Source organism: Chimaeribacter coloradensis (genome assembly GCF_002858715.1).
Classification (GTDB): domain Bacteria; phylum Pseudomonadota; class Gammaproteobacteria; order Enterobacterales; family Enterobacteriaceae; genus Chimaeribacter; species Chimaeribacter coloradensis.
In genome coordinates, this window is record NZ_PJZH01000015.1 from 56557 (window position 1) to 76134 (window position 19578).

Annotated in this window: 14 protein-coding genes; 6 read left to right on the forward strand and 8 right to left on the reverse strand. The window is 62.7% G+C overall.

The annotated features are described in order from the left end of the window. The first annotated feature begins 266 nt into the window (after nt 1-266). Nucleotides 267-962: an L-ribulose-5-phosphate 4-epimerase gene (gene araD / locus CYR32_RS14480; protein ID WP_101825634.1), complete on the forward strand. Its 696-nt coding sequence runs from the start codon at nt 267-269 to the stop codon at nt 960-962. 72 nt (nt 963-1034) lie between these two features. Here the strand turns inward: araD and CYR32_RS14485 are convergent, their stop codons facing one another. The 3 genes from CYR32_RS14485 to CYR32_RS14495 all read right to left on the reverse strand — a co-directional run bounded on the left by CYR32_RS14485 (nt 1035) and on the right by CYR32_RS14495 (nt 5181). Next, complete coding sequence (locus CYR32_RS14485; RefSeq protein ID WP_101825684.1) at nt 1035-1781, reverse strand: DeoR/GlpR family DNA-binding transcription regulator; 747 nt, start codon at nt 1779-1781, stop codon at nt 1035-1037. Between the two features lie 63 nt (nt 1782-1844). Then, on the reverse strand, nt 1845-4277 hold the full coding sequence (locus CYR32_RS14490; RefSeq protein WP_101825636.1) for a formate C-acetyltransferase/glycerol dehydratase family glycyl radical enzyme: 2433 nt from the start codon (nt 4275-4277) through the stop codon (nt 1845-1847). A gap of 4 nt (nt 4278-4281) precedes the next feature. Continuing rightward, complete coding sequence (locus CYR32_RS14495; protein ID WP_101825638.1) at nt 4282-5181, reverse strand: glycyl-radical enzyme activating protein; 900 nt, start codon at nt 5179-5181, stop codon at nt 4282-4284. A gap of 131 nt (nt 5182-5312) precedes the next feature. Between CYR32_RS14495 and fsa the strand changes: the two genes are divergently transcribed. The 3 genes from fsa to CYR32_RS14510 all read left to right on the forward strand — a co-directional run bounded on the left by fsa (nt 5313) and on the right by CYR32_RS14510 (nt 9293). Continuing rightward, nucleotides 5313-5978: a fructose-6-phosphate aldolase gene (gene fsa, locus CYR32_RS14500; protein WP_101825641.1), complete on the forward strand. Its 666-nt coding sequence runs from the start codon at nt 5313-5315 to the stop codon at nt 5976-5978. 299 nt (nt 5979-6277) lie between these two features. Next, on the forward strand, nt 6278-7267 hold the full coding sequence (gene kdgT, locus CYR32_RS14505; protein ID WP_101825643.1) for a 2-keto-3-deoxygluconate transporter: 990 nt from the start codon (nt 6278-6280) through the stop codon (nt 7265-7267). Between the two features lie 301 nt (nt 7268-7568). Continuing rightward, nucleotides 7569-9293 (forward strand): hypothetical protein, encoded by a 1725-nt coding sequence (locus tag CYR32_RS14510; protein ID WP_101825645.1) that lies wholly within the window; start codon nt 7569-7571, stop codon nt 9291-9293. A gap of 50 nt (nt 9294-9343) precedes the next feature. Here the strand turns inward: CYR32_RS14510 and CYR32_RS14515 are convergent, their stop codons facing one another. From CYR32_RS14515 to CYR32_RS14530, 4 genes are all read right to left on the reverse strand, one after another. Further along, nucleotides 9344-9637 carry a YbdD/YjiX family protein gene (locus tag CYR32_RS14515; RefSeq protein ID WP_165698248.1) on the reverse strand — a complete coding sequence of 98 codons (294 nt, stop codon included), beginning with the start codon at nt 9635-9637 and terminating at the stop codon, nt 9344-9346. Beyond that, on the reverse strand, nt 9630-11696 hold the full coding sequence (locus CYR32_RS14520; RefSeq protein ID WP_101825647.1) for a carbon starvation CstA family protein: 2067 nt from the start codon (nt 11694-11696) through the stop codon (nt 9630-9632). Before CYR32_RS14520 ends, CYR32_RS14515 begins: the two co-directional genes overlap by 8 nt. A gap of 266 nt (nt 11697-11962) precedes the next feature. Continuing rightward, nucleotides 11963-13900, reverse strand: a complete 1938-nt coding sequence (locus CYR32_RS14525) for an exoribonuclease II (protein WP_101825648.1) — start codon at nt 13898-13900, stop codon at nt 11963-11965. A 144-nt stretch (nt 13901-14044) separates the two neighbouring features. Then, the gene (locus CYR32_RS14530) at nt 14045-16351 is read right to left on the reverse strand and encodes an FdhF/YdeP family oxidoreductase (RefSeq protein ID WP_101825650.1); all 2307 of its coding nucleotides are present in this window, start codon (nt 16349-16351) and stop codon (nt 14045-14047) included. 348 nt (nt 16352-16699) lie between these two features. On the opposite strand from CYR32_RS14530, the gene dacD reads away from it, so the two are divergent. Next, nucleotides 16700-17893 carry a serine-type D-Ala-D-Ala carboxypeptidase DacD gene (gene dacD / locus CYR32_RS14535; protein ID WP_101825652.1) on the forward strand — a complete coding sequence of 398 codons (1194 nt, stop codon included), beginning with the start codon at nt 16700-16702 and terminating at the stop codon, nt 17891-17893. A 143-nt stretch (nt 17894-18036) separates the two neighbouring features. Further along, the gene (locus CYR32_RS14540) at nt 18037-18612 is read left to right on the forward strand and encodes a YecA/YgfB family protein (RefSeq protein WP_101825654.1); all 576 of its coding nucleotides are present in this window, start codon (nt 18037-18039) and stop codon (nt 18610-18612) included. 42 nt (nt 18613-18654) lie between these two features. Here the strand turns inward: CYR32_RS14540 and CYR32_RS14545 are convergent, their stop codons facing one another. Further along, complete coding sequence (locus CYR32_RS14545; RefSeq protein ID WP_101825656.1) at nt 18655-19560, reverse strand: LysR family transcriptional regulator; 906 nt, start codon at nt 19558-19560, stop codon at nt 18655-18657. Nucleotides 19561-19578: the final 18 nt, after the last annotated feature.

The following is a 19578-nucleotide window of genomic DNA, read 5'->3' on the forward strand; positions in this document are numbered from 1 at the left end:
TTTTTCAGCGTTCTGTTTTACCGTGCTACAGCGCGGCAAACAAAATGCAGCAAAAAATGCACACCGGACAGGGCGTATTCTATTTATTGCCGGCGCAGCGCCAAGGTAAATATTCTTAATTTATTCAGCCCGGAATTGTCGCCGCACAAAAAGACACAGACGGTGACACAGCAGGTTTCTACGCACTCTTCAGCGATTTCACCCATACCGGGCCGGGGGCGGCGCTTCCAGAATAGGGCATCTGCGCAGTAACCAAGGACAAGAAGATGCTTAACGAATTGAAACAGCAGGTGCTGGAGGCCAATCTGGCGCTGCCGCGCCACAATCTGGTGACCTTTACCTGGGGAAATGTCAGCGCCGTTGACCGGCAGCAGGGGCTGATGGTGATCAAGCCCTCGGGCGTTGAGTATGCGCATATGACGGCAGAGGATATGGTGGTGGTGGAGCTGGAGAGTGGCCGGGTGGTGGAGGGCAGCAAAAAACCCTCTTCTGACACCGATACCCACCGGGTGCTCTACCTCAACTTTGCACAGGCGGGCGGCATTGTGCATACCCATTCGCGCCACGCCACCATCTGGGCGCAGGCGGGGCAGGATATCCCAGCCTGGGGCACCACCCACGCGGACTACTTCTACGGCCCGATCCCCTGCACCCGCATGATGAATGAGGCGGAGATCGGCGGGCGCTATGAGTGGGAAACCGGTGAAGTGATCGTGGAGACCTTCCGGGAGCGCGGCATCGACCCGCAGGCCGTGCCGGCGGTGCTGGTGCACTCTCACGGCCCCTTTGCCTGGGGCAGTGATGCCGACAATGCGGTACACAACGCCGTGGTGCTGGAAGAGGTGGCCTATATGGGGATCTTCTCCCGCCAGCTCACCCCGGACCTGCCGTCCATGCAGCCGCAACTGCTGGACAAGCACTACCTGCGCAAGCACGGCAAAAATGCCTATTACGGGCAGTAAAACCGCGGTCAATAAGCCGCGCGGTCAGGCAAGGTAAACGCCGCCATCCCCCTCCGGCCTGCTGGCGCAGGCCTATTCGCTGACCAGATCCACCGTGATCCCTTGCTCTGTGAGGTAGCGCTCATAGTGCGGCGGCAGCTTGTCATCGGTGATGACCCGGCTGAAGCCGTTGGCCGCGCCCAGCACGTTGGGGGTGATCTGGCCGAATTTGGAGGAGTCCGTCAGCACGATGTTCTCCGCCCCTTTCGCCAGCAGCGCGTTGACCACATCGGCGCGCATCATGTCCCGGCCGGTAAAGCCGCTCTCCGGTGTAAAACCGTCAATGCCCACGAACGCCTTGCTGAAATGGAGCTGCTGGATGCAGAGCCGGGTCAGCGGGCCGACCACGGTTTCGCTCTCTTTCTGGTACATGCCGCCGAGCAGGATCACTTCACACGGCGTGGAACGGAGCAGATGGGCGATATAGCTGCTGACGGTGATCAGCGTAATGTGTTTGCGCTCGGCCAGATAGCGCGCCAGCAGGGCGTTGCTGCTGCCGCTCTCGATAAAGATGGTTTCGCCGTCGTTCACCAGCGAGGCAGCGAACTGCGCCAGCTTCTGTTTCTGGGCAAAGTTGGACATCATCCGTGCGTCCAGATCGTCACTCTCAATCGCGACAGCGTAACCGTGAACGCGCTTCAGGTAGCTGCGCTGCTCAAGCCGGTTGAGATCCTGCCGGATAGTGACCTCAGAAACGCCGCACTGCTGGGCGAGGGTGCCCACGCTGACCCGGCGTTGTTGGTTTACCACCTGCATAATGTGTTGTTGTCGTGCGTTCATAGTGGCCCAGACGAAAAAGGGCAGCCGGGTGGCTGCCACAAACGATTTTCTGAAAAGTGTTTCTCAGAGCGTGTGTTCAGTACGCGCGATAATATCATCCTGCGCGTCCGGCGATAAAGCCGTAAAGAACGCGGAATAGCCGGCGACGCGCACCACCAGGTCACGGTACTGATCCGGCTGTGCCCTGGCCGCCAGCAGGGTGTCGCGCGACACGATGTTGTACTGCACGTGCCAGCCGTGGTGGACATCAAAGAAAGTGCGCAGCAGCGCCAGCAGTTTTTCGCGGTCGCGCGGGTTCTCCAGCGTCGACGGGTTGAGTTTCTGGTTCAGCAACACCCCGCCGAGGATCGCTGCCGTCGGCAGTTTCCCCAGGGAGTTGAACACCGCCGTGGGGCCGAGGGTATCGGTGCCGGAGGCGGGGCTGGCCCCCTCCGCCAGCGGCGTCCCGGCTTTGCGCCCGTCCGGCGTGGCCGGGGTGGCCGCCCCGAACGGCACGTTGGCGGAGATAGACGACGTCCCGGCGTAGTAGGTGCCGCCCAGCGGGCCGCGGCCAAAGCGGGTGTTGTGGTACTGCTTCAGCTCATCAATGTAGGTCTGGTAGGCGCGCACCAGCAGGTCATCCACCTCATCGCGGTCATTGCCGTATTTCGGCGCGCCGTTGATCAGCCGCTGGCGCAGTTTTTCCCCGTCCAACCCGGCGAAATCAGCCGCCAGTGCCGCCGCCAGCTGCTGCTGGCCGATCACGCCCTGCTCAAACACCAGCGTGCGCACCGCGGCCAGGCTGTTGCCGAGGTTGGCGATGCCGACCTGTAACCCGGAGACCCAGTCATATTTCGCGCCGCCCTGTTTGATGCTTTTGCCGCGCTCAATGCAGTCATCCACCAGCGCCGAGCAGAGGATGTCGTGGGCGTTCTCTTCCAGCACCGTATCCACCACGCACTCAATCTCAATCGACTTGCGGGTGTAGTAGCGGATCTGGGTATCCCAGGCGGCCATCACCTCGTCAAAACTGCGGAAGTTGCCCTGGGAAAGCCCCTGTGCCTGCGGCAGGAACACCCGGCCGCTCTGGCTGTCGCGCCCCTGTTCCAGCGCGGCCAGCATCACGCGGGCAAAGTTGATAAAGCTCATGCCGGTGCAGCGGTAGCCCCATTTGCCGCCGACCGCCGTTTCAATGCAGCCGATGGCGGCGTAGTCGTAGGCGTCCTCGCGCGAGACGCCGAGCCTGATAAACTCCGGGATCACAATCTCATCGTTGTTGAACGCCGGCATCCCGAAGCCGCAGCGGATCACCTGCACACAGGCATCCATAAAATCATCACTGACCCCGCTGTGGTAGCGCACGCTGAGGTTAGGCTGGGTCGAGCGCAGGCGGCCGCAGGACTCCAGCACCGCATAGGAGAGCGGGTTGACCGCATCCACCGCCCGCCCGTCGGCCCAGCGCTGGCCGCCGATGGTGACGTTCTGGTAGAGCGGGCTGCCGGCTGAGGCCTTGGAGTGGCTGCCGGAGCGGATTTTGTTCACCTCCAGCAGTTTCAGCCAGCAGCTGTTGAGCAATTCTATCGCCTGTTCGCGCGGCAGTGCGCCGGTCAGCTCCACATCGCGCCGGTACCAGGGGTAGAGGTACTGGTCGAGGCGGCCGAAGGAGACGGAGTGGCCGTTGGACTCAATCTGCAGTACCAGTTGCACGAAATAGCAGAGTTGCAGCGCCTGCCAGAAGGTCTGGGGCGGCTGGTGGGCGATTACCTCGCAGTTGGCCGCGATCGCCTGCAATTCGTCACGGCGGGCAGGGCGGGTCTCGTCTGCCGCCATGCGCCGCGCCAGATCGGCGAAGCGCAGGATATGGTCACTCAGCGCCGCCAGCGTAATATCTATCGCCTTCAGGAACTGCGCTTTGTGCAGGTCGTCCCAGTCGGTGAGGGCCAGCCGGTCGCGGCGTTCCGCGACTTTCTCACGCAGGCCATCCAGCCCCAGCTCAAGCAGCAGCGGGTAGTTCACCGCCAGGTGGGCGTCGCCGGAGGTCATATTGCCCTCTGCTTTGATAATGCCCGCCTCCAGCAGCGCTTTCTGTTCGTCGGTAAACATGCCGTAGCAGCGGTCCTGCACCGTCTGGCCGCGCCACCAGGGGCAGACCCGGTGCAGCACGGTTTTATCCTCCTCCGAGATGGCGAACCCGGCACCGGGCCGGTCGGCCAGATCGTCGATCTCTTTCTCAATCCAGCTGACGGTGTATTCCGGGAAGATCGGTGCGGCGCGCACCCGGCTCGCCTGGTTGCCGACGATCAGCTCGTCATGCTTGATCCAGACAGTGCGCCGGGCGAGGTGGTGCGCCAGGGCGAGGGCGCGGCGCACCGGCAGCGGCTTGTCCTGATGCTGCTGGTAAATCTCGGTATAGTGCTGCGCCCGCTCGGTACAGATCGGCGGTTTCACAATCGACACCAGCGCCGCTTTGTGGGCGCGGATACGGTCACTCAGGGTATCAAGGTTGAGTTGGGTCATGGTGCTATCCTCTTAACAGGGCGTCCAGGCCGCGCCGCCGGGCATAGTGCCGGGCAAAGGCCAGCAGCGCCGGGTCATCCAGCGGGGTGGCCGGTGCGGTGTAGGGTTGGTTCAGCAGGGCATACTTATTGATGCCGAGCGTGTGGTAGGGCAGGAAATGGATCTCTTTGCAGGCGGTCTCCTCTGCGGCAAAATCGATGATGGCGCGCAGCGAGGCGCAATCTGCATTGAACCCGGGGATCACCGGCACCCGCACAATCACCGGCACCCCGGCCTCTGCCAGGCGGCGGAAATTGTTCATTACCCGCCGGGCGGAGCCGCCGGTCCAGTCACGGAAACGCGCCTCATCCACATGCTTCAGGTCAGCGAGCAGCAACGACAGGTGCGGCAGCGAAGGCGCGATGTAGTGCCAGGGCACATGCAGGCAGCTCTCCACGGCGGTGTGCAGCCCCTCGGCCCGGCAGCGCTGCAGCAGCGCGGCGCACGGTTCCGGCTGCATAAAGGGTTCGCCGCCGGAGAGCGTGACGCCGCCGCCGCTCTGCTGGTAGAACGGCCGGTCGCGCAGGAGGGTCGCCATCACCGCATCAAGATCCAGCGCCTCCCCGCAGAGCGCCAGCGCGCCGCTGGGGCAGCAGCCCGCCAGCACCGGCAGGTCAGCCTCCTGCAACCGCTCGCGGTGCAGGATCAGCCCGTCAGCCTGATGGGTCACCCCCTCCGGCCGCGCCTGGCTGCACTCGCGGCAGCCGGCAATACAGAGGCGTGGGTCGAACAGCAGGTCGGGCGTGCGGGCGCGGCTCTCCGGGTTCTGGCACCAGCGGCAGCTCAGGGAGCAGCCTTTTAAAAACACCACGGTGCGGATGCCGGGGCCGTCGTGGGTTGAGTAACGTTGAAGATTAAACAGCATAGCGCCTCCATTTCGTTCGCAAATTAAAATGCTTCCGAACGAAAGTTATCTTGACCCGCATCAAGAAGAGGGCGGCTTTATCCGTTACCATGCGGGCGGTGTGACATTGCCCGACTAATCAGGAGAGTGAGATGGAGTTATATCTGGATACGGCAGACGTGAATGCCGTCAAACGCCTGGCGCGCATTCTGCCGCTGCACGGCGTGACCACCAACCCGAGCATTGTAGCCCGTGCCGGGAAGCCGCTGTGGGAGGTGCTGCCCGCGCTGCGTGATGCGCTGGGCGGCACCGGCAAACTCTTTGCCCAGGTGCTGGCGGAAGATGCAGACCACATGGTGGCAGAAGCACAGATGCTGACCCAGCGCGTGCCGGGGCTGGTGGTGAAAGTGCCGGTAAACGGCGAAGGGCTGGCGGCGCTGAAGACGCTGAAAAGCCTCGGTATCCCGACGCTCGGCACCGCGGTCTACGCCGCCGGGCAGGGGCTGCTGGGGGCGCTGGCCGGGGCGGAATATGTCGCCCCCTATGTGAACCGGCTGGATGCGCAGGGCAGTGACGGCATCGCCATGGTGCGCCAGCTGCAATCGCTGCTGGACCAGCACGCCCCGCACGCCAGCGTGCTGGCAGCCAGTTTCCGCACCCCGCGCCAGGCGGTGGATTGCCTGCTGGCAGGCTGCCGGGCAATTACCCTGCCGGTGGATGTGGCAGAGCAGCTCTTTACCGCCCCGGCCGTGGACGCCGCCATCCAGGCATTCGGCAATGACTGGCAGGGCGCGTTCGGTTCCCGCCTGCTGAGCTGACCGTACCGCCCACAATCAGGCCTGCCGCCCGGCAGGCTTTTTTATGGCGGCAACCCGCCTGTTTTCCCGCCTTTTTTGAGAAAAATGAGATCTCACTGAGCTTTTTTATCCCGCCGTTATGTTAATGAACCGCTGACTTCACAAAAATAGAAACGGCGTTTCAAAAATGCGGGCGAGATCATTTTTATTCACCGCGCGAACGGTTAATTTACTGGCCTATTGGCTCATCAATGAATGAGGCGCGCCGGCAGCAGTGGCCCCGCATCCGTTTTCTTAGTTCTCTGAGGCGAAAAAGTCCCATGCAAATTAAACGTGCGATAGAAAAAATTCCGGGCGGCATGATGCTGGTGCCGCTGTTTATCGGGGCGCTGTGCCACACCTTTGCGCCGGATGCCGGGAAATATTTTGGCTCCTTTACCAATGGGTTAATCTCCGGTACGGTGCCGATTCTGGCGGTCTGGTTCTTCTGTATGGGCGCGTCGATCAAGCTCAGCGCCACCGGCACCGTGCTGCGGAAATCGGGCACGCTGGTGGTGACCAAAATTGCCGTGGCCTGGCTGGTGGCCGCGGTGGCCTCGCGGATATTGCCGGAAAACGGCGTGGAGATCGGCTTCTTTGCCGGGCTGTCTACCCTGGCGCTGGTGGCGGCGATGGACATGACCAACGGCGGCCTTTACGCCTCCATCATGCAGCAGTACGGCACCAAAGAGGAGGCGGGGGCCTTTGTGCTGATGTCGCTGGAGTCCGGCCCGCTGATGACCATGGTCATCCTCGGCACGGCGGGCATCGCCTCGTTTGAGCCGCATGTGTTCGTCGGTGCGGTGCTGCCGTTCCTGGTCGGCTTTGCCCTCGGCAACCTCGACCCGGAGCTGCGTGATTTCTTCGGCAAAGCGGTGCAGACCTTAATCCCGTTCTTCGCCTTCGCCCTGGGCAACACCATTAACCTGAGCGTGATTGCCCAGACCGGCCTGCTGGGTATCCTGCTGGGGGTGATGGTCATCATCATTACCGGCATCCCGCTGATTCTGGCTGACAAATTTATTGGCGGCGGTGACGGCACGGCGGGCGTGGCCGCCTCCAGCTCTGCCGGGGCCGCAGTGGCCACCCCGGTACTGATCGCGGAGATGGTGCCGGAGTTCCGCAGCGTGGCCCCGGCGGCCACGGCGCTGGTGGCGACGTCGGTGATTGTCACCTCGGTGCTGGTGCCGATTATCACCGCCATCTGGTCAAGAAAAGTAAAGAGTGCCCGGAAAAGCAGCCTCGACGAGCAGGCAGCGCACATTAAATAAGCCATTTATATCCGTTAGCGGAAACCCTGCCCCTCACCGGGCGGGGTTTTTTATGTCTCACACAGCCCTTTTCAGAGGGGGTTCCTCCGGCACTATCCTGCTGTTTCTGAACGCCCTGTTTTGCTTAAACATTAACAGTGTTGTTTATTGATGTTTGTTGACTCCTCACTGCCCACGGTTTCGCTAGTCTTTGGCTTGCTGGGAGGCGAAAACTCATTATCGCCCCTTAAGTTAGCGATTCGTACCTGCCACGGGGTTTAGTGATTACGCAGGTGTTCATAGTGAACAGGAGGAAGTAACCATGGCTACACAATGCCTTGATATCGTCGCTTTACGCAAAGTTGAACCGACCACCGATGGCGAAACCATTAACGTCGCCAGCTATTACAGCAATGTGACTTATACCGACAGCATCCCTAACGGCGGCGGCCTTTTTGCCTATGACGCCAAAGACACCACCAGCGCAGACAACGGCGGCTCTGTCATTGTCACCCCCGGTGGCAAACGCTGGAAACGCATGGATACCCAGCTGTTGCCGGTGCATTTTGGTTGCCGACCGGGCGGCAGCATCGACTGCACCACGCAAATGAAAGCCTATGTCGCGGCCTCGGCCGGTAAAGTAGTGGATTTCCGCTTCGGCCCGTGGCGCGTCAGTGCCACCATCGACCTGACCAACGTCACCCGTATCGTGGCGGACCAGGCAGGGCGGTTCAAAGTCAAACCAAGCGGCTTCGTCGGCGACTATGTGCTGACACTGGGGGATCCAACCAAAGCAGCAAACGCGGGGCGCACCAGCCGCCAGATCATTGACGGTTCATTAGTGGTGGAGTGCGACAGCCGGGATACGGTGCTGAACGGCATCTATATGAAAGGTCAATGGTTTGTCGGTGAGCATCTCCGCGCGCAGGGGTTCAACGGTATCGGTATTCACCAGGACACCATCTGGGACTCCACCTTCCAGCGGCTGAGCGTGGAGCGCTGCGGTAACCTGAACGATTATGCGCTGGTGATGGGGTCCGATTCCGATACCCAGAACGCCACCCACATCGTCTCCGTACAGTGTGAGCAGGCGTACCACCGCGGCATCAAAATCGCCAACAAAGTGCGTAATGTGATCAACAACATCCACGCCGAACGGCTGATCATCCTCACCGAGAATGACGGCACCACCGGGCTGGCCTCCGGCCTGAAGTACCTCAACCACAGCATCGTCACCGGTAACTCCATTATCCAGCAGGTGATTATCGATGCCGACAAACTGGACAACACCACCCAGCAGACGGTGGGCGTGTCGCTGGTGCCCTCTATCTACCTGGCGGCCGACCGCTCCGAGTTCCGCAACTGGAACTGCGGCTCCTCGGTGGTGAGCACCGCCTACGGCACCAAATCGGTGTTCTCGACCTGTCTGTTCAGCTCCTGGTACATCAAAGCACCGACCTATGACATCACCGTGGTGGAGCCGGCCATCTCCAACGTGCTCCAGGTCGAATCAGACATGGACATTATCAACCCCACGGTGGCCAACCTGTCATTCTTCTACAACGCCGGGAAGGTGAAGATCATCAAAGGAAACATCAGCAACCTGAGCTTCCCGAACAACATCCGCGGGGACATCACTTTCCTCGGCAGTTACATCAGCGGCAATATCACCGGCACCAAAGTCCCGGTGGCCGGGTTCGCGCCGGTGACCTTCACCGACTGTAACTTCACCGGCACCATCAGCGGGGCCTACCGCCAGAGCGCCATCATCAACGGCGGGCGTGCCGCCAAGGTGGATCTGGTCAACGGCGCGGCGATTGTGTTTAACAACGTCCTGATGGACAGCTTCAACTACACCGGTGAGCGCGGTTTCGTGACCCGCGGCTGCCGGGCCACCACCGTCACCAAATGGGCCACGCCGTCCGGCACCAATTACCCCATTGGGACGATCACCGAAAGAATGGGGGCGGACACGGCCAAGGCCGGCATTATGTTCGTGAATACGGACGGCGCGCTGAGCTGGTCGTCGATTGCCAAAGTCGCCTGAGTACAGGCTGCCAGTAAAAACGGCTCCTTGCGGAGCCGTTTTTTTTTGTGTCAGCAGGGGCACTTGCCCAGTTTGCCGCCCTGGCTGGGGAAGCGCGCCTCCAGGCAGTAGCGGTGGAAAGCCCGCTCGCTCATCGGCGTCTCCGTGGGGTGGTGCTGCCGGTGGTGGCGCAGGTAGGCCTGATAGTCATGCACGCCGACCATCAGCCGGAAGCTTTGCGCCAGCCGCCGGAAAAAGAGCCGCACCCGGTTACCCGGCGGCAGGTCACCCGCCAGCGGGTAGCACTGTTTAATGATCAGGGCGGAGGGGCGTGCCGCCGCCCGCAGCAGGCAGGGTTCAGCCACGGGTCACCTCCCGGCGCAGGCGCACCTCGGTCTCATGGGTGGTGGGCTGGCTGGCGTTCAGCGCCCGGCGGACAACGAAGAACGCCGACACCAGCATGGTGACCGCCACCAGCATAAAGAACCCGCACAGCGCGGCGTTGATCTGGTTGGCAAACACGATGGTCTCCATATCCTTCAGCGATTTGGCCGGGGCGATCACCGTCCCGGCGTCGATCCCGGCGGAGAACTTACGCGCCTGCGCCAGGAAGCCGATGGCCGGTTTCTCATGGAAAATTTTCTGCCAGCCGGCGGTCATCGAGGTGATGAACAGCCAGGCGGTAGGCAGCAGCGTTACCCAGGCGTAGCGCTGTTTTTTCATCTTGAACAGCACCACGGTGCCGAGGATCAGCGCCATCGAGGCCAGCATCTGGTTGCCGATGCCGAACAGCGGCCACAGGGTGTTGATGCCGCCGAGCGGGTCGATCACCCCCTGGTAGACGAAGAAGCCCCAGCCGGCCACCGCCACAGTGGTGCCGGCCAGGTTGCCGAGCCACGAGCGGTTATTCGCCAGCCCCGGCACCACCACGCCCGCCAGATCCTGCACCATAAAGCGGCAGGCACGGGTCCCGGCGTCCACCGCCGTGAGGATGAACAGCGCCTCGAACAGAATGGCGAAGTGGTACCAGAACGCCATCATCGCGCGGCTGTTGAACACCTCGGTGATGATATGCGCCATGCCCACGGCAAAGGTCGGTGCGCCGCCCGCGCGGGAGAGGATCGAGGTTTCACCCACGTCACGCGCAATCTGCGTCAGCAGATCCGGCGTCACCACAAAGCCCCAGCTGTTGATCGCCTGCGAGGCGCTCTCCACCGTGGTGCCGATCAGCGCCGCCGGGGCGTTCATGGCGAAGTAGACGCCTGGGTCGATCACTGAGGCGCAGATCAGCGCCATGATCGCCACAAACGACTCCATCAGCATCGCGCCGTAACCGATGAACCGGATATGGCTCTCGCGCTCCACCAGCTTCGGCGTGGTGCCGCTGGAGACCAGCGCATGGAAGCCGGAAATCGCGCCGCAGGCGATGGTAATAAACAGGAACGGGAACAGGCTGCCGGCAAACACCGGGCCGGAGCCGTCAATAAAGCGCGACACCGCCGGCATCTTCATCTCCGGCATGGCGAACACAATGCCCACCGCCAGCCCGACAATCACGCCGATTTTCAGGAAGGTAGAGAGGTAGTCACGCGGGGCCAACAGCAGCCACACCGGCAGCACCGAGGCGACAAAGCCGTAAATCACCAGCACCCAGGTCAGGGCGGTGCCGGAGAGGGTGAAGAACGGCCCCCAGTAGGGGTCTTGCGCCACATTGCCGCCGTAGATAATCGCCAGCATCATCAGCACGAACCCGATAATGGAGACTTCCGCGATCTTGCCGGGGCGGATAAAGCGCATATAGACGCCCATCAGCAGCGCAATCGGGATGGTGGCGGCGATGGTGAACAGCCCCCACGGGCTGTTGGCCAGCGCTTTGACCACCACCAGCGCCAGTGCCGACAGAATGATGATCATCACCCCCAGCGCGCCGAGCATGGTCACCACCCCGGCGAACGCACCCAGCTCCTGCTTCGCCATCTCACCCAGCGAACGGCCGTCGCGGCGGGTGGAGATGAACAGCACCAGGAAATCCTGCACCGCACCGGCCAGCATCACGCCAATCAGGATCCACAGCGTGCCGGGCAGAAAGCCCATCTGCGCCGCCAGAATCGGCCCGACCAGCGGCCCGGCCCCGGCAATCGCCGCGAAATGGTGGCCGAACAGCACCCACTTATTGGTCGGCACGTAGTCCAGCCCGTCGTTATGCCGCTCCGCCGGCGTCATGCGGCGGTCATCCAGCTCAAACACCTTTGTCGCGATGAACCGGCTGTAGAAGCGGTAAGCGATGCTGTAACAGGCCACGGCGGCCACCACCAGCCACACGGCGTTAACCGCCTCGCCACGGCTCAGCGCCAGCATGGCAAAAGCCACCGCACCGAGTAACGCCACCGCTAACCAGATAAGCCTGGTTTTGACGTTGTTCATGGAAACTGCTCCTTGTATCTGTAGGGGGAGGAGAAAATGCGTGGCCGGGGCAGGGGCCGCGTACGGTTAACCTTCTGTAACCCCGGCTCATCTTTTGTAACCTGTTAACCATAGGGATTGTGGCGCGCTTGAGAAGTGAGGCAGCGAAGAAATGTGAGGCGGGCGGGGTTTTATCAGGAGAAAGGGGATCGGCGGGAGGAACCGCAGGCAAAAAAAATCCCGCACCGGGGTGCGGGAGTGTCAGGTCAGCGCCGGGGCGGGGCCGGTCAGGCAGCCGGGCGGGCGATGACGTTGCGGTTTTCCATACGCACTTCGGCGATTTCCACCTCAATCACGTCGCTCTGGCGGTAGGCCACGTCGCCTTTGATCTGCACGGTGCCGGTCTCCTGGCTGCAGGCCAGTTCATCACGCACGGCGTGCAGGAACGGTGCCGGGATAAAGGCCACCGCGCCGTTGTCCAGCAGGCGCACGCGCAGGCCGCCGCGGGTGACGTCAATCACCTCGGCGCGGAAGCGCTCGCCGGTGCCGACTTTCGGCTGCAGGTAGCGGGCATAGAGCCAGTCACCCACATCGCGCTCTGCCATGCGGTTCAGGCGGCGGCGGTCAGCCAGTTGCTGGGTCATCTCCGCCTGCGGGCGCTCGGCCCCCTGTTCCAGGATGATCGCTTTCAGCAGGCGGTGGTTCACCATGTCGCCGTACTTACGGATCGGGGAGGTCCAGGTGGCGTACGCCTCCAGGCCAAGGCCGAAGTGCGGGCCCGGCTCGGTCGCGATCTCGGCGAAGGTCTGGAAGCGGCGGATGCGGCTGTCGAGGAACGGCGTCGGCTGGGCGTCCAGCTCACGGCGCAGGGTGCAGAAGCCCGGCAGGGTCAGCAGCTCGGCGGCGTCCGCCTTGATGCCGTTGGCCTCCAGGATCGCCACGGCATTCTCGACCAGCAGCGGGTCAAAGCCGGTGTGCACGTTGTAGACGCCGAAGCCGAGGCGGTCACGCAGCACGCGGGCGGCGCAGACGTTGGCGGCGATCATCGACTCTTCGACAATGCGGTTGGCGATGCGGCGGTGCTCCACCACGATCTCCAGCACGTTGCCCTTGTCACCCAGCACAAAGCGGAAGTCCGGGCGGTCTTTGAACACCAGCGCATGCTGTTCACGCCACTGGCTGCGCAGGTCACAGACGCGCTTCAGCAGGCGGATTTGTTCAGCAATCGCGTCATTTTGCGGCTGCCAGCTGCCTTTCTCTTCCAGCCAGTCAGAGACCTCGTCATACACCAGTTTGGCTTTGGACTCGATGTTGGCGGCAAAGAAGCGGATGTCATCACCCAGGCTGCCGTCCTCGCCCAGCGTCACGCGGCAGGCCAGCACCGGGCGCAGCACGTTCGGGCGCAGCGAGCAGGTGTCGTCGGAGAGGTCGCGCGGCAGCATCGGGATGTTGAAGCCCGGCAGGTAGTTGGTGAAGGCGCGGATGCGGGCGATGTTGTCGATGTCGCTGCCTTCGCTGACGTAGGCGGTCGGGTCGGCAATCGCCACGGTGAGCTGCAGGCGGCCGTCGGCCAGCGTCCCGACATAGAGCGCATCGTCCATGTCTTCGGTGCTGGCGCTGTCGATGGTGACGAACGGCAGGGCGGTGAGGTCTTCACGCGGCGGCTGGGCGTCGAGCATCTCGGTCGGGGCCTCGGCCTCCGGCGCTTCGCGCTCAAGGTTATGGCGTGCCAGCGTCACCCACCAGGGGGCGAAATCGTCTTCACCAAAGGTAATGTAGGTGGTCAGGTCGGCGTAGAAGCCGCGGTCACCTTTCAGCGGGTGGCGGCGCATCTCAGCAACGGCCCAGTCACCCTCTTTGAATTCATGTTTTACATCGCGCGCCGGGCGGCACGGGATGGCGTCTTTCAGCAGCGGATGATCCGGCACGATAGACAGGCGGTCATCTTTTTTCTGTACCCGGCCGACAAAGCGCGTCAGGAACGGCTCCACCAGCGATTCCGGGTCAGCGACTTCACGCTCTTTTTCGGTATGGAGGGCGGCAATAACCCGGTCACCGTGCATCACTTTCTTCATGTACGGCGGCGGGATGAAGTAGCTTTTCTGGCCGTCCACTTCCAGGAAGCCAAAGCCTTTCTCAGTGCCTTTGACCACGCCTTCCGCGCGGGGAGTCTGAGAGTGAAGTTGCTGTTTTAGCTGTGCAAGCAGCGGGTTATCTTGAAACATAGCGTCCCGGGCATGGGTTAAAGGTGGCGTAAATCGCGGCTGACAGTTTTACGCGAATCAGCCGCGACGGGCAAGCGCTTTAGCCGCAATCCCCTGCGAAAAAAGCGCCTTTGGCAAGGCCCGGCCACCGGCCGGAAAACCGCATCAGGCGATGCGGCGGAGGTCCCGTTGTTCGCTGCGGCGGATCACCACCGGCACCGATTTGGAGGTCGGGGTATGGGTGCCGTCACCGAAGCTGGACATCGGCACCAGCGGGTTGGTTTCCGGGTAGTAAGCCGCCAGGTTGCCGCGCGGGATGTCGTAGCTCACCAGCTTGAAACCGCTGACCACACGTTCCACGCCGTCGTGCCAGATCGTCTCGATGTCGACCAGCTCGCCGTCGCTCAGGCCCAGCGCCGCGATGTCCTGCGGGTGGATGAACAGCACTTCACGCTGGCCGTACACGCCGCGGTAGCGGTCATCCAGGCCGTAGATGGTGGTGTTGTACTGGTCGTGCGAACGCAGGGTCTGCAGGGTAAACGGCGCTTTTTCGCCATTCGGCATCGGGATCACCGCGTCCGGCAGCGGGGCGCTGCTGAAGTGAGCCTTGTTGCCCGGCGTGTTGAAGCGCAGCTCAGCCGCCGCGTTGCCCAGGTAGAAGCCGCCTTTGATGTCGCAACGGGCATTGAAGTCCTGGAAGCCCGGGATGGTCGCTTCAATGTGGTCACGGATCAGGTTGTAGTCTGCGGCCAGCGCCATCCAGTCGAGGTACTGGGTGCCGAGCACCGCATCCGCGATGCCGCAGACGATCGCGGTCTCGGAGCGCTGCATGTCAGAGAGCGGTTTGCCCACGCCTTCAGAGGCGTGCACCATGCTGAAGGAGTCTTCCACGGTGATGAACTGCGAGCCGGTGGCCTGCATATCCAGCTCGGTGCGGCCCAGCGTCGGCAGGATCAGCGCCTCTTTGCCCGGCAGCAGGTGGCTGCGGTTCAGCTTGGTGCTGATCTGCACGCTCAGGCCACACGCCTGCAACGCGGCTGCGGTGCGGGCGGTGTCCGGCGCGGCGGCGGCCAGGTTACCGCCCAGGGCGATCAGGACTTTCACTTCGCCGCGCAGCATCGCTTCCAGGGCTTCCACGGTGTTGTGGCCCTTTTCACGCGGCGGGGTGAAGTTGAAGTGGGCAGCCAGGCTGTCCATCAGCGCGGCCGGGGCCTTCTCGTCAATGCCCATGGTGCGGTTGCCCTGGACGTTACTATGGCCGCGCACCGGGCAGAGGCCGGCACCCGGTTTACCGAGCTGGCCGAACAGCAGCTGCAGGTTGACGATCTCACGGATGGTCGGCACCGAGTGTTTGTGCTGGGTCAGGCCCATCGCCCAGGTGCAGATCACGCGCTCAGCGCCTTCATACAGGCTGGCTGCTTCGCGCAGGTCTTGCTCGCTCAGGCCGGACTGGCTGACGATCTGCTCCCAGCTGGTGGCGTCGACCACGTCGAAGTAGGCGTCCACGCCGTCGCAGTTCTGGTCGAGGAACGCCTGGTCGAACAGGCCCGGCTCACCGGCCGCCAGTTTCAGGCGGTGGCGCTCCAGCAGCACTTTCACCATACCGCGCACCGCCGCCATGTCACCGCCGAGGTTCGGCTGGTAGTAGGCGGAGCTGATGCGGCCGGCTTTGGTGGTCAGCACTTCCAGCGGTTTCTGCGGGTCAGCGAAACGCTCCAGGCCGCGCTCGCGCAGGGTGTTGAAGCTCACCACGCGCGCGCCGCGGTCGGCAGCGTGGCGCAGGCTGTGCAGCATACGCGGGTGGTTGGTGCCCGGGTTCTGGCCGAACACGAAGATCGCGTCCGCTTTGTCGAAGTCTTCCAGGCGGATGGTGCCTTTGCCGACGCCGATGCTCTGCTTCAGCGCCACACCGCTCGCCTCATGGCACATGTTGGAGCAGTCCGGGAAGTTGTTGGTGCCGAGCATGCGGCCAAACACCTGGTAAAGGTAGGAGGCTTCATTACTGGCGCGGCCGGAGGTGTAAAGCTCGATCTGGTCCGGGTTATCCATCGCCTTGATGTGCTGGGCGATCAGGTCAAACGCCGCTTCCCAGCTGACCGGGCGGTAACGGTCGGTGGCGCGGTCATAGCGCAGCGGGTGGGTCAGGCGGCCCTGGTATTCCAGGAAGTAGTCGCTCTGCTCACGCAGGGTTGAGACGCTGTGCTTGGCGAAGAACTCCGGCTCTACCGCTTTGCGGGTCGCTTCCCAGGTCACGGCTTTCGCGCCGTTCTCACAGAAGCTGAAGGTGCTGTGGTTGTCATCACCCCAGGCGCAGCCCGGGCAGTCGAAACCGCGGCCTTTGTTGACGCGCATCAGGTTACGCAGGTTAGAGAGGACTTTTTTGCTGTCAAAAACGTAACGGGTGGTGGACTCAAGCGCACCCCAGCCGCCCGCGGCAGCGGTGTACGGTTTAATAGACGGTTTGAATTTCATTCGATGTGTTGTCGCAGGTGTAGTTGTTTCAGAAACGTAAACACTTTTTTAAGTGTTTGCATAATTTATGTCGCAATTCTAGGGAGTCAAGGCGGGAGCGTCTAATCGAATGGCGCAATCGCCTGATAGAGGAGGCTTATCGCTCCGGGTCAGATTGCGCAACAAAAAAGCCGCGCCCGGCCATCCGCTGTTTTTGTGACCGAGTTGTAACAGGCCAGTTTCATTATGCAATCTTTGGCAAAGGTCTTAGGGTTCCACCCGCCGGGGAATTCATGCACTCTACCCGCCGGATTTTCATCGGTTTTTTGGCGTGGGCCGGGGCTGCTCGCGCAGTAAGAGGATAAGTGTGTGAAGCGTAGTGTATTGAGTATGTTATGTGGCGTATTGATGATCACCGCCGGGCAGGGCATGGCGGCCGACGCGCCGACCGCGGCCGGCGTCGCGCCGGTGGCGTTCCCGGTAGTGGCACCGGGCATTGATGCCGCCTCCTTTGTGCTGATGGACTACGCCACCGGCGACATCCTGGCGCAGGGCAACCAGGACGAGCGCCGCAACCCGGCCAGCCTTACCAAGCTGATGACCGGCTACGTGGTAGACCGCGCGCTGGACCAGCACAAAATCACCCTGGATGATGTGGTCACCGTGGGCAAAGATGCCTGGGCAGCGGGCAACCCGGTGTTTGCCGGCTCCTCGCTGATGTTCCTCAAGCCGGGCGACCGCGTCACCGTGCGTGACCTGAGCCGCGGCATCATCATCGACTCCGGCAATGACGCCTGCGTGGCGATGGCGGACTACGTGGCGGGCAGCCAGCCGGCGTTTGTTGACCTGATGAACCAGTACGTCACCCGCCTCGGCCTGAAAGACACCCACTTCGAGACCGTACACGGGCTGGACGCGCCGGGGCAGTACACCACCGCGCACGACCTGGCGGTGCTCTCGCGCGCCATCATCCACGGCGAGCCGGAGGAGTACCACATGTACAGCGAGAAGACGCTCACTTACAACAACATCACCCAGAACAACCGCAACGGCCTGCTGTGGGACAAAAACCTCAACGTCGACGGCCTGAAAACCGGCCACACCGAGAGCGCCGGGTTCAACATCATCGCCTCGGCGACCGAGGGCCAGCGCCGCCTGATCGCCGTGGTGATGGGCGGCAAAAGCCCGAAAGGGCGTGAGGAGCAGGCGCGCAAACTGCTGACCTGGGGCTTCCGCGAGTTCGCCACCCTGCCGGTGTTCAAGGCCGGGCAGAACATCGCCAGCGAGCCGGTCTGGTACGGTGACACCGACAAGGTGAAACTCGGCAGCGCCGACGCCGTGTTCCTCAGCGTCCCGGCGGGCGACAGCGACAAGATCAAGGCCCAGTACGTGCTGAACAGCCCGCAACTGGAGGCACCGCTGCAAAAAGGGCAGGCGGTCGGCAAGATCAACATCGTCGACCAGGGCAAAGTGCTCAAATCCATTCCGCTGGTGGTGCTGGAGCCGGTGAAACAGGGCAGCCTGTTCAGCCGCGCGGTGGACTACATCAAGCTGAAGATCTAGTGCGTCAGCAGGAGACAAGCCGGCCCCCGCGCCGGCTTTTTTATTGCTGCCGTAAAGACAACAAATCCTGACTAAAATAGTGACAGGGGTCGTGGGCCGCACATGGGCGCCCCACGCACAACACAAGCCTGAGGAGGCGCGGTATGAATCAAGGGCCGTTGACAGAAAACGAGCTGGAGTGGCTGGACGAGGTGTTGCTGAAGTACGGCAATGAGGACTCGGTGCTGGATGTCTCTGAACTGGATGGGCTGCTGACGGCCCTGCTTTCCGGCCCCACCCCGGTGGAGCCGGCGCAGTGGCTGACGGCGCTGTGGGGCGGGGAGGCGAACGTCCCGCACTGGGCCTCAGAGGAGGAGATGACCCGCTTTATGGATCTTACCTTCCAGCACATGGATGACATCGCCCAGCGGCTCAGCGAGGCCCCTGACCAGTTCGACCCGATGTTCGGTTACCTCGAAGAGGGGGAAGACGAGTACACCGTGGTGGAGGAGTGGTGCGCGGGCTATCTGCGCGGGGTAGAACTGGGGCACTGGCCGTCCCTGCCGGAGAGCCAGCAACCGGCGCTGGCGGCCATCGCCCTGCATGCGCAGGAGGCGCAGAGCGCACAGCTGGAGCAGATGACGCCGGAAGCCTATGCCGAAAGCCAGGAGGCGATCCAGCCTGCCGCCCTGCAACTCTACGACTACTGGCAGCAGCAGCGCGGCGCGGCACTGCATTAAGCCGGTCACGCCCCGGCCCACGCCGCCCGCCGGGCGGCGTTTTTACGCCTGCCGCTCGCGCAGCCAGCTTTGGGCGGCGTCGAAGAAGTGCTGGGCGAGCGGGGTGGCGCGGCCGGATTCCGCCACCACCAGCGCGGCGTGGCGGCTCATCGGCGCAATCGCCAGCGGGCGGTGGCGCAGGGCGGGGGTCATGGCGTCAATCAGGTGGCCGTGCGGCACCAGCCCGCAGCCCAGCCCGACGTACACCCCCTGCATCAGCTGGAAAATCGAGCTGCTGTCGAGGATCGGGCGCAGCACCAGCCCGGCCAGGCTGAACTGGTTATCCAGGTAGCGGCGGAAGTAGCGGCTCGGGTCGGAAAGGCAGAGCGGCAGCACGGCCGCCTCCGCCAGCGTCAGCGGCGTGTCACCATTGAGCTGCGGGAAGTGGTCAGGGTGGTAGAGCAGATCCACGCCGCTGTCCTCCAGTGGCTGCATCTGGAAACGCAGCTCGTTCAGCGTGGTCATCTCAAAGAAGCCGATGCCGACATCCACCGCGTGGCTGTTCAGCGCGTCGAGCAGCTGATCGGCGCTCAGCTCAGCGACCCGGTAGTCAAGCCGCGGGTTATCCGCCTGTACCCCCTTCAGCATCTCCGCCAGCGACACGCTGCACTGCGGCATCACGCCGATGCGCAGCGTGCCGGTCAGCCCGTGCTTCAGGGAGTCGACCTCCAGTTTCAGCCCCTGATAGACCGCCACAATCTCACGCGCCCAGTTCAGCACCCGCTGCCCCTCGGCGGTAAACCCCTCAAAGTTATTGCCGCGGTTAATCAGGTTCAGCCCCAGCTCCTTCTCCAGGTTTTTTAACCGCATGGAGAGGGTCGGCTGGCTGACGAAGCTCGCCTCGGCGGCGCGGCCGAAGTGGCGTTCACGCTCCAGGTTGCAGAGGTAGATAAGTTGTTTGATGTCCATAAATTGGGCAGGGTATCC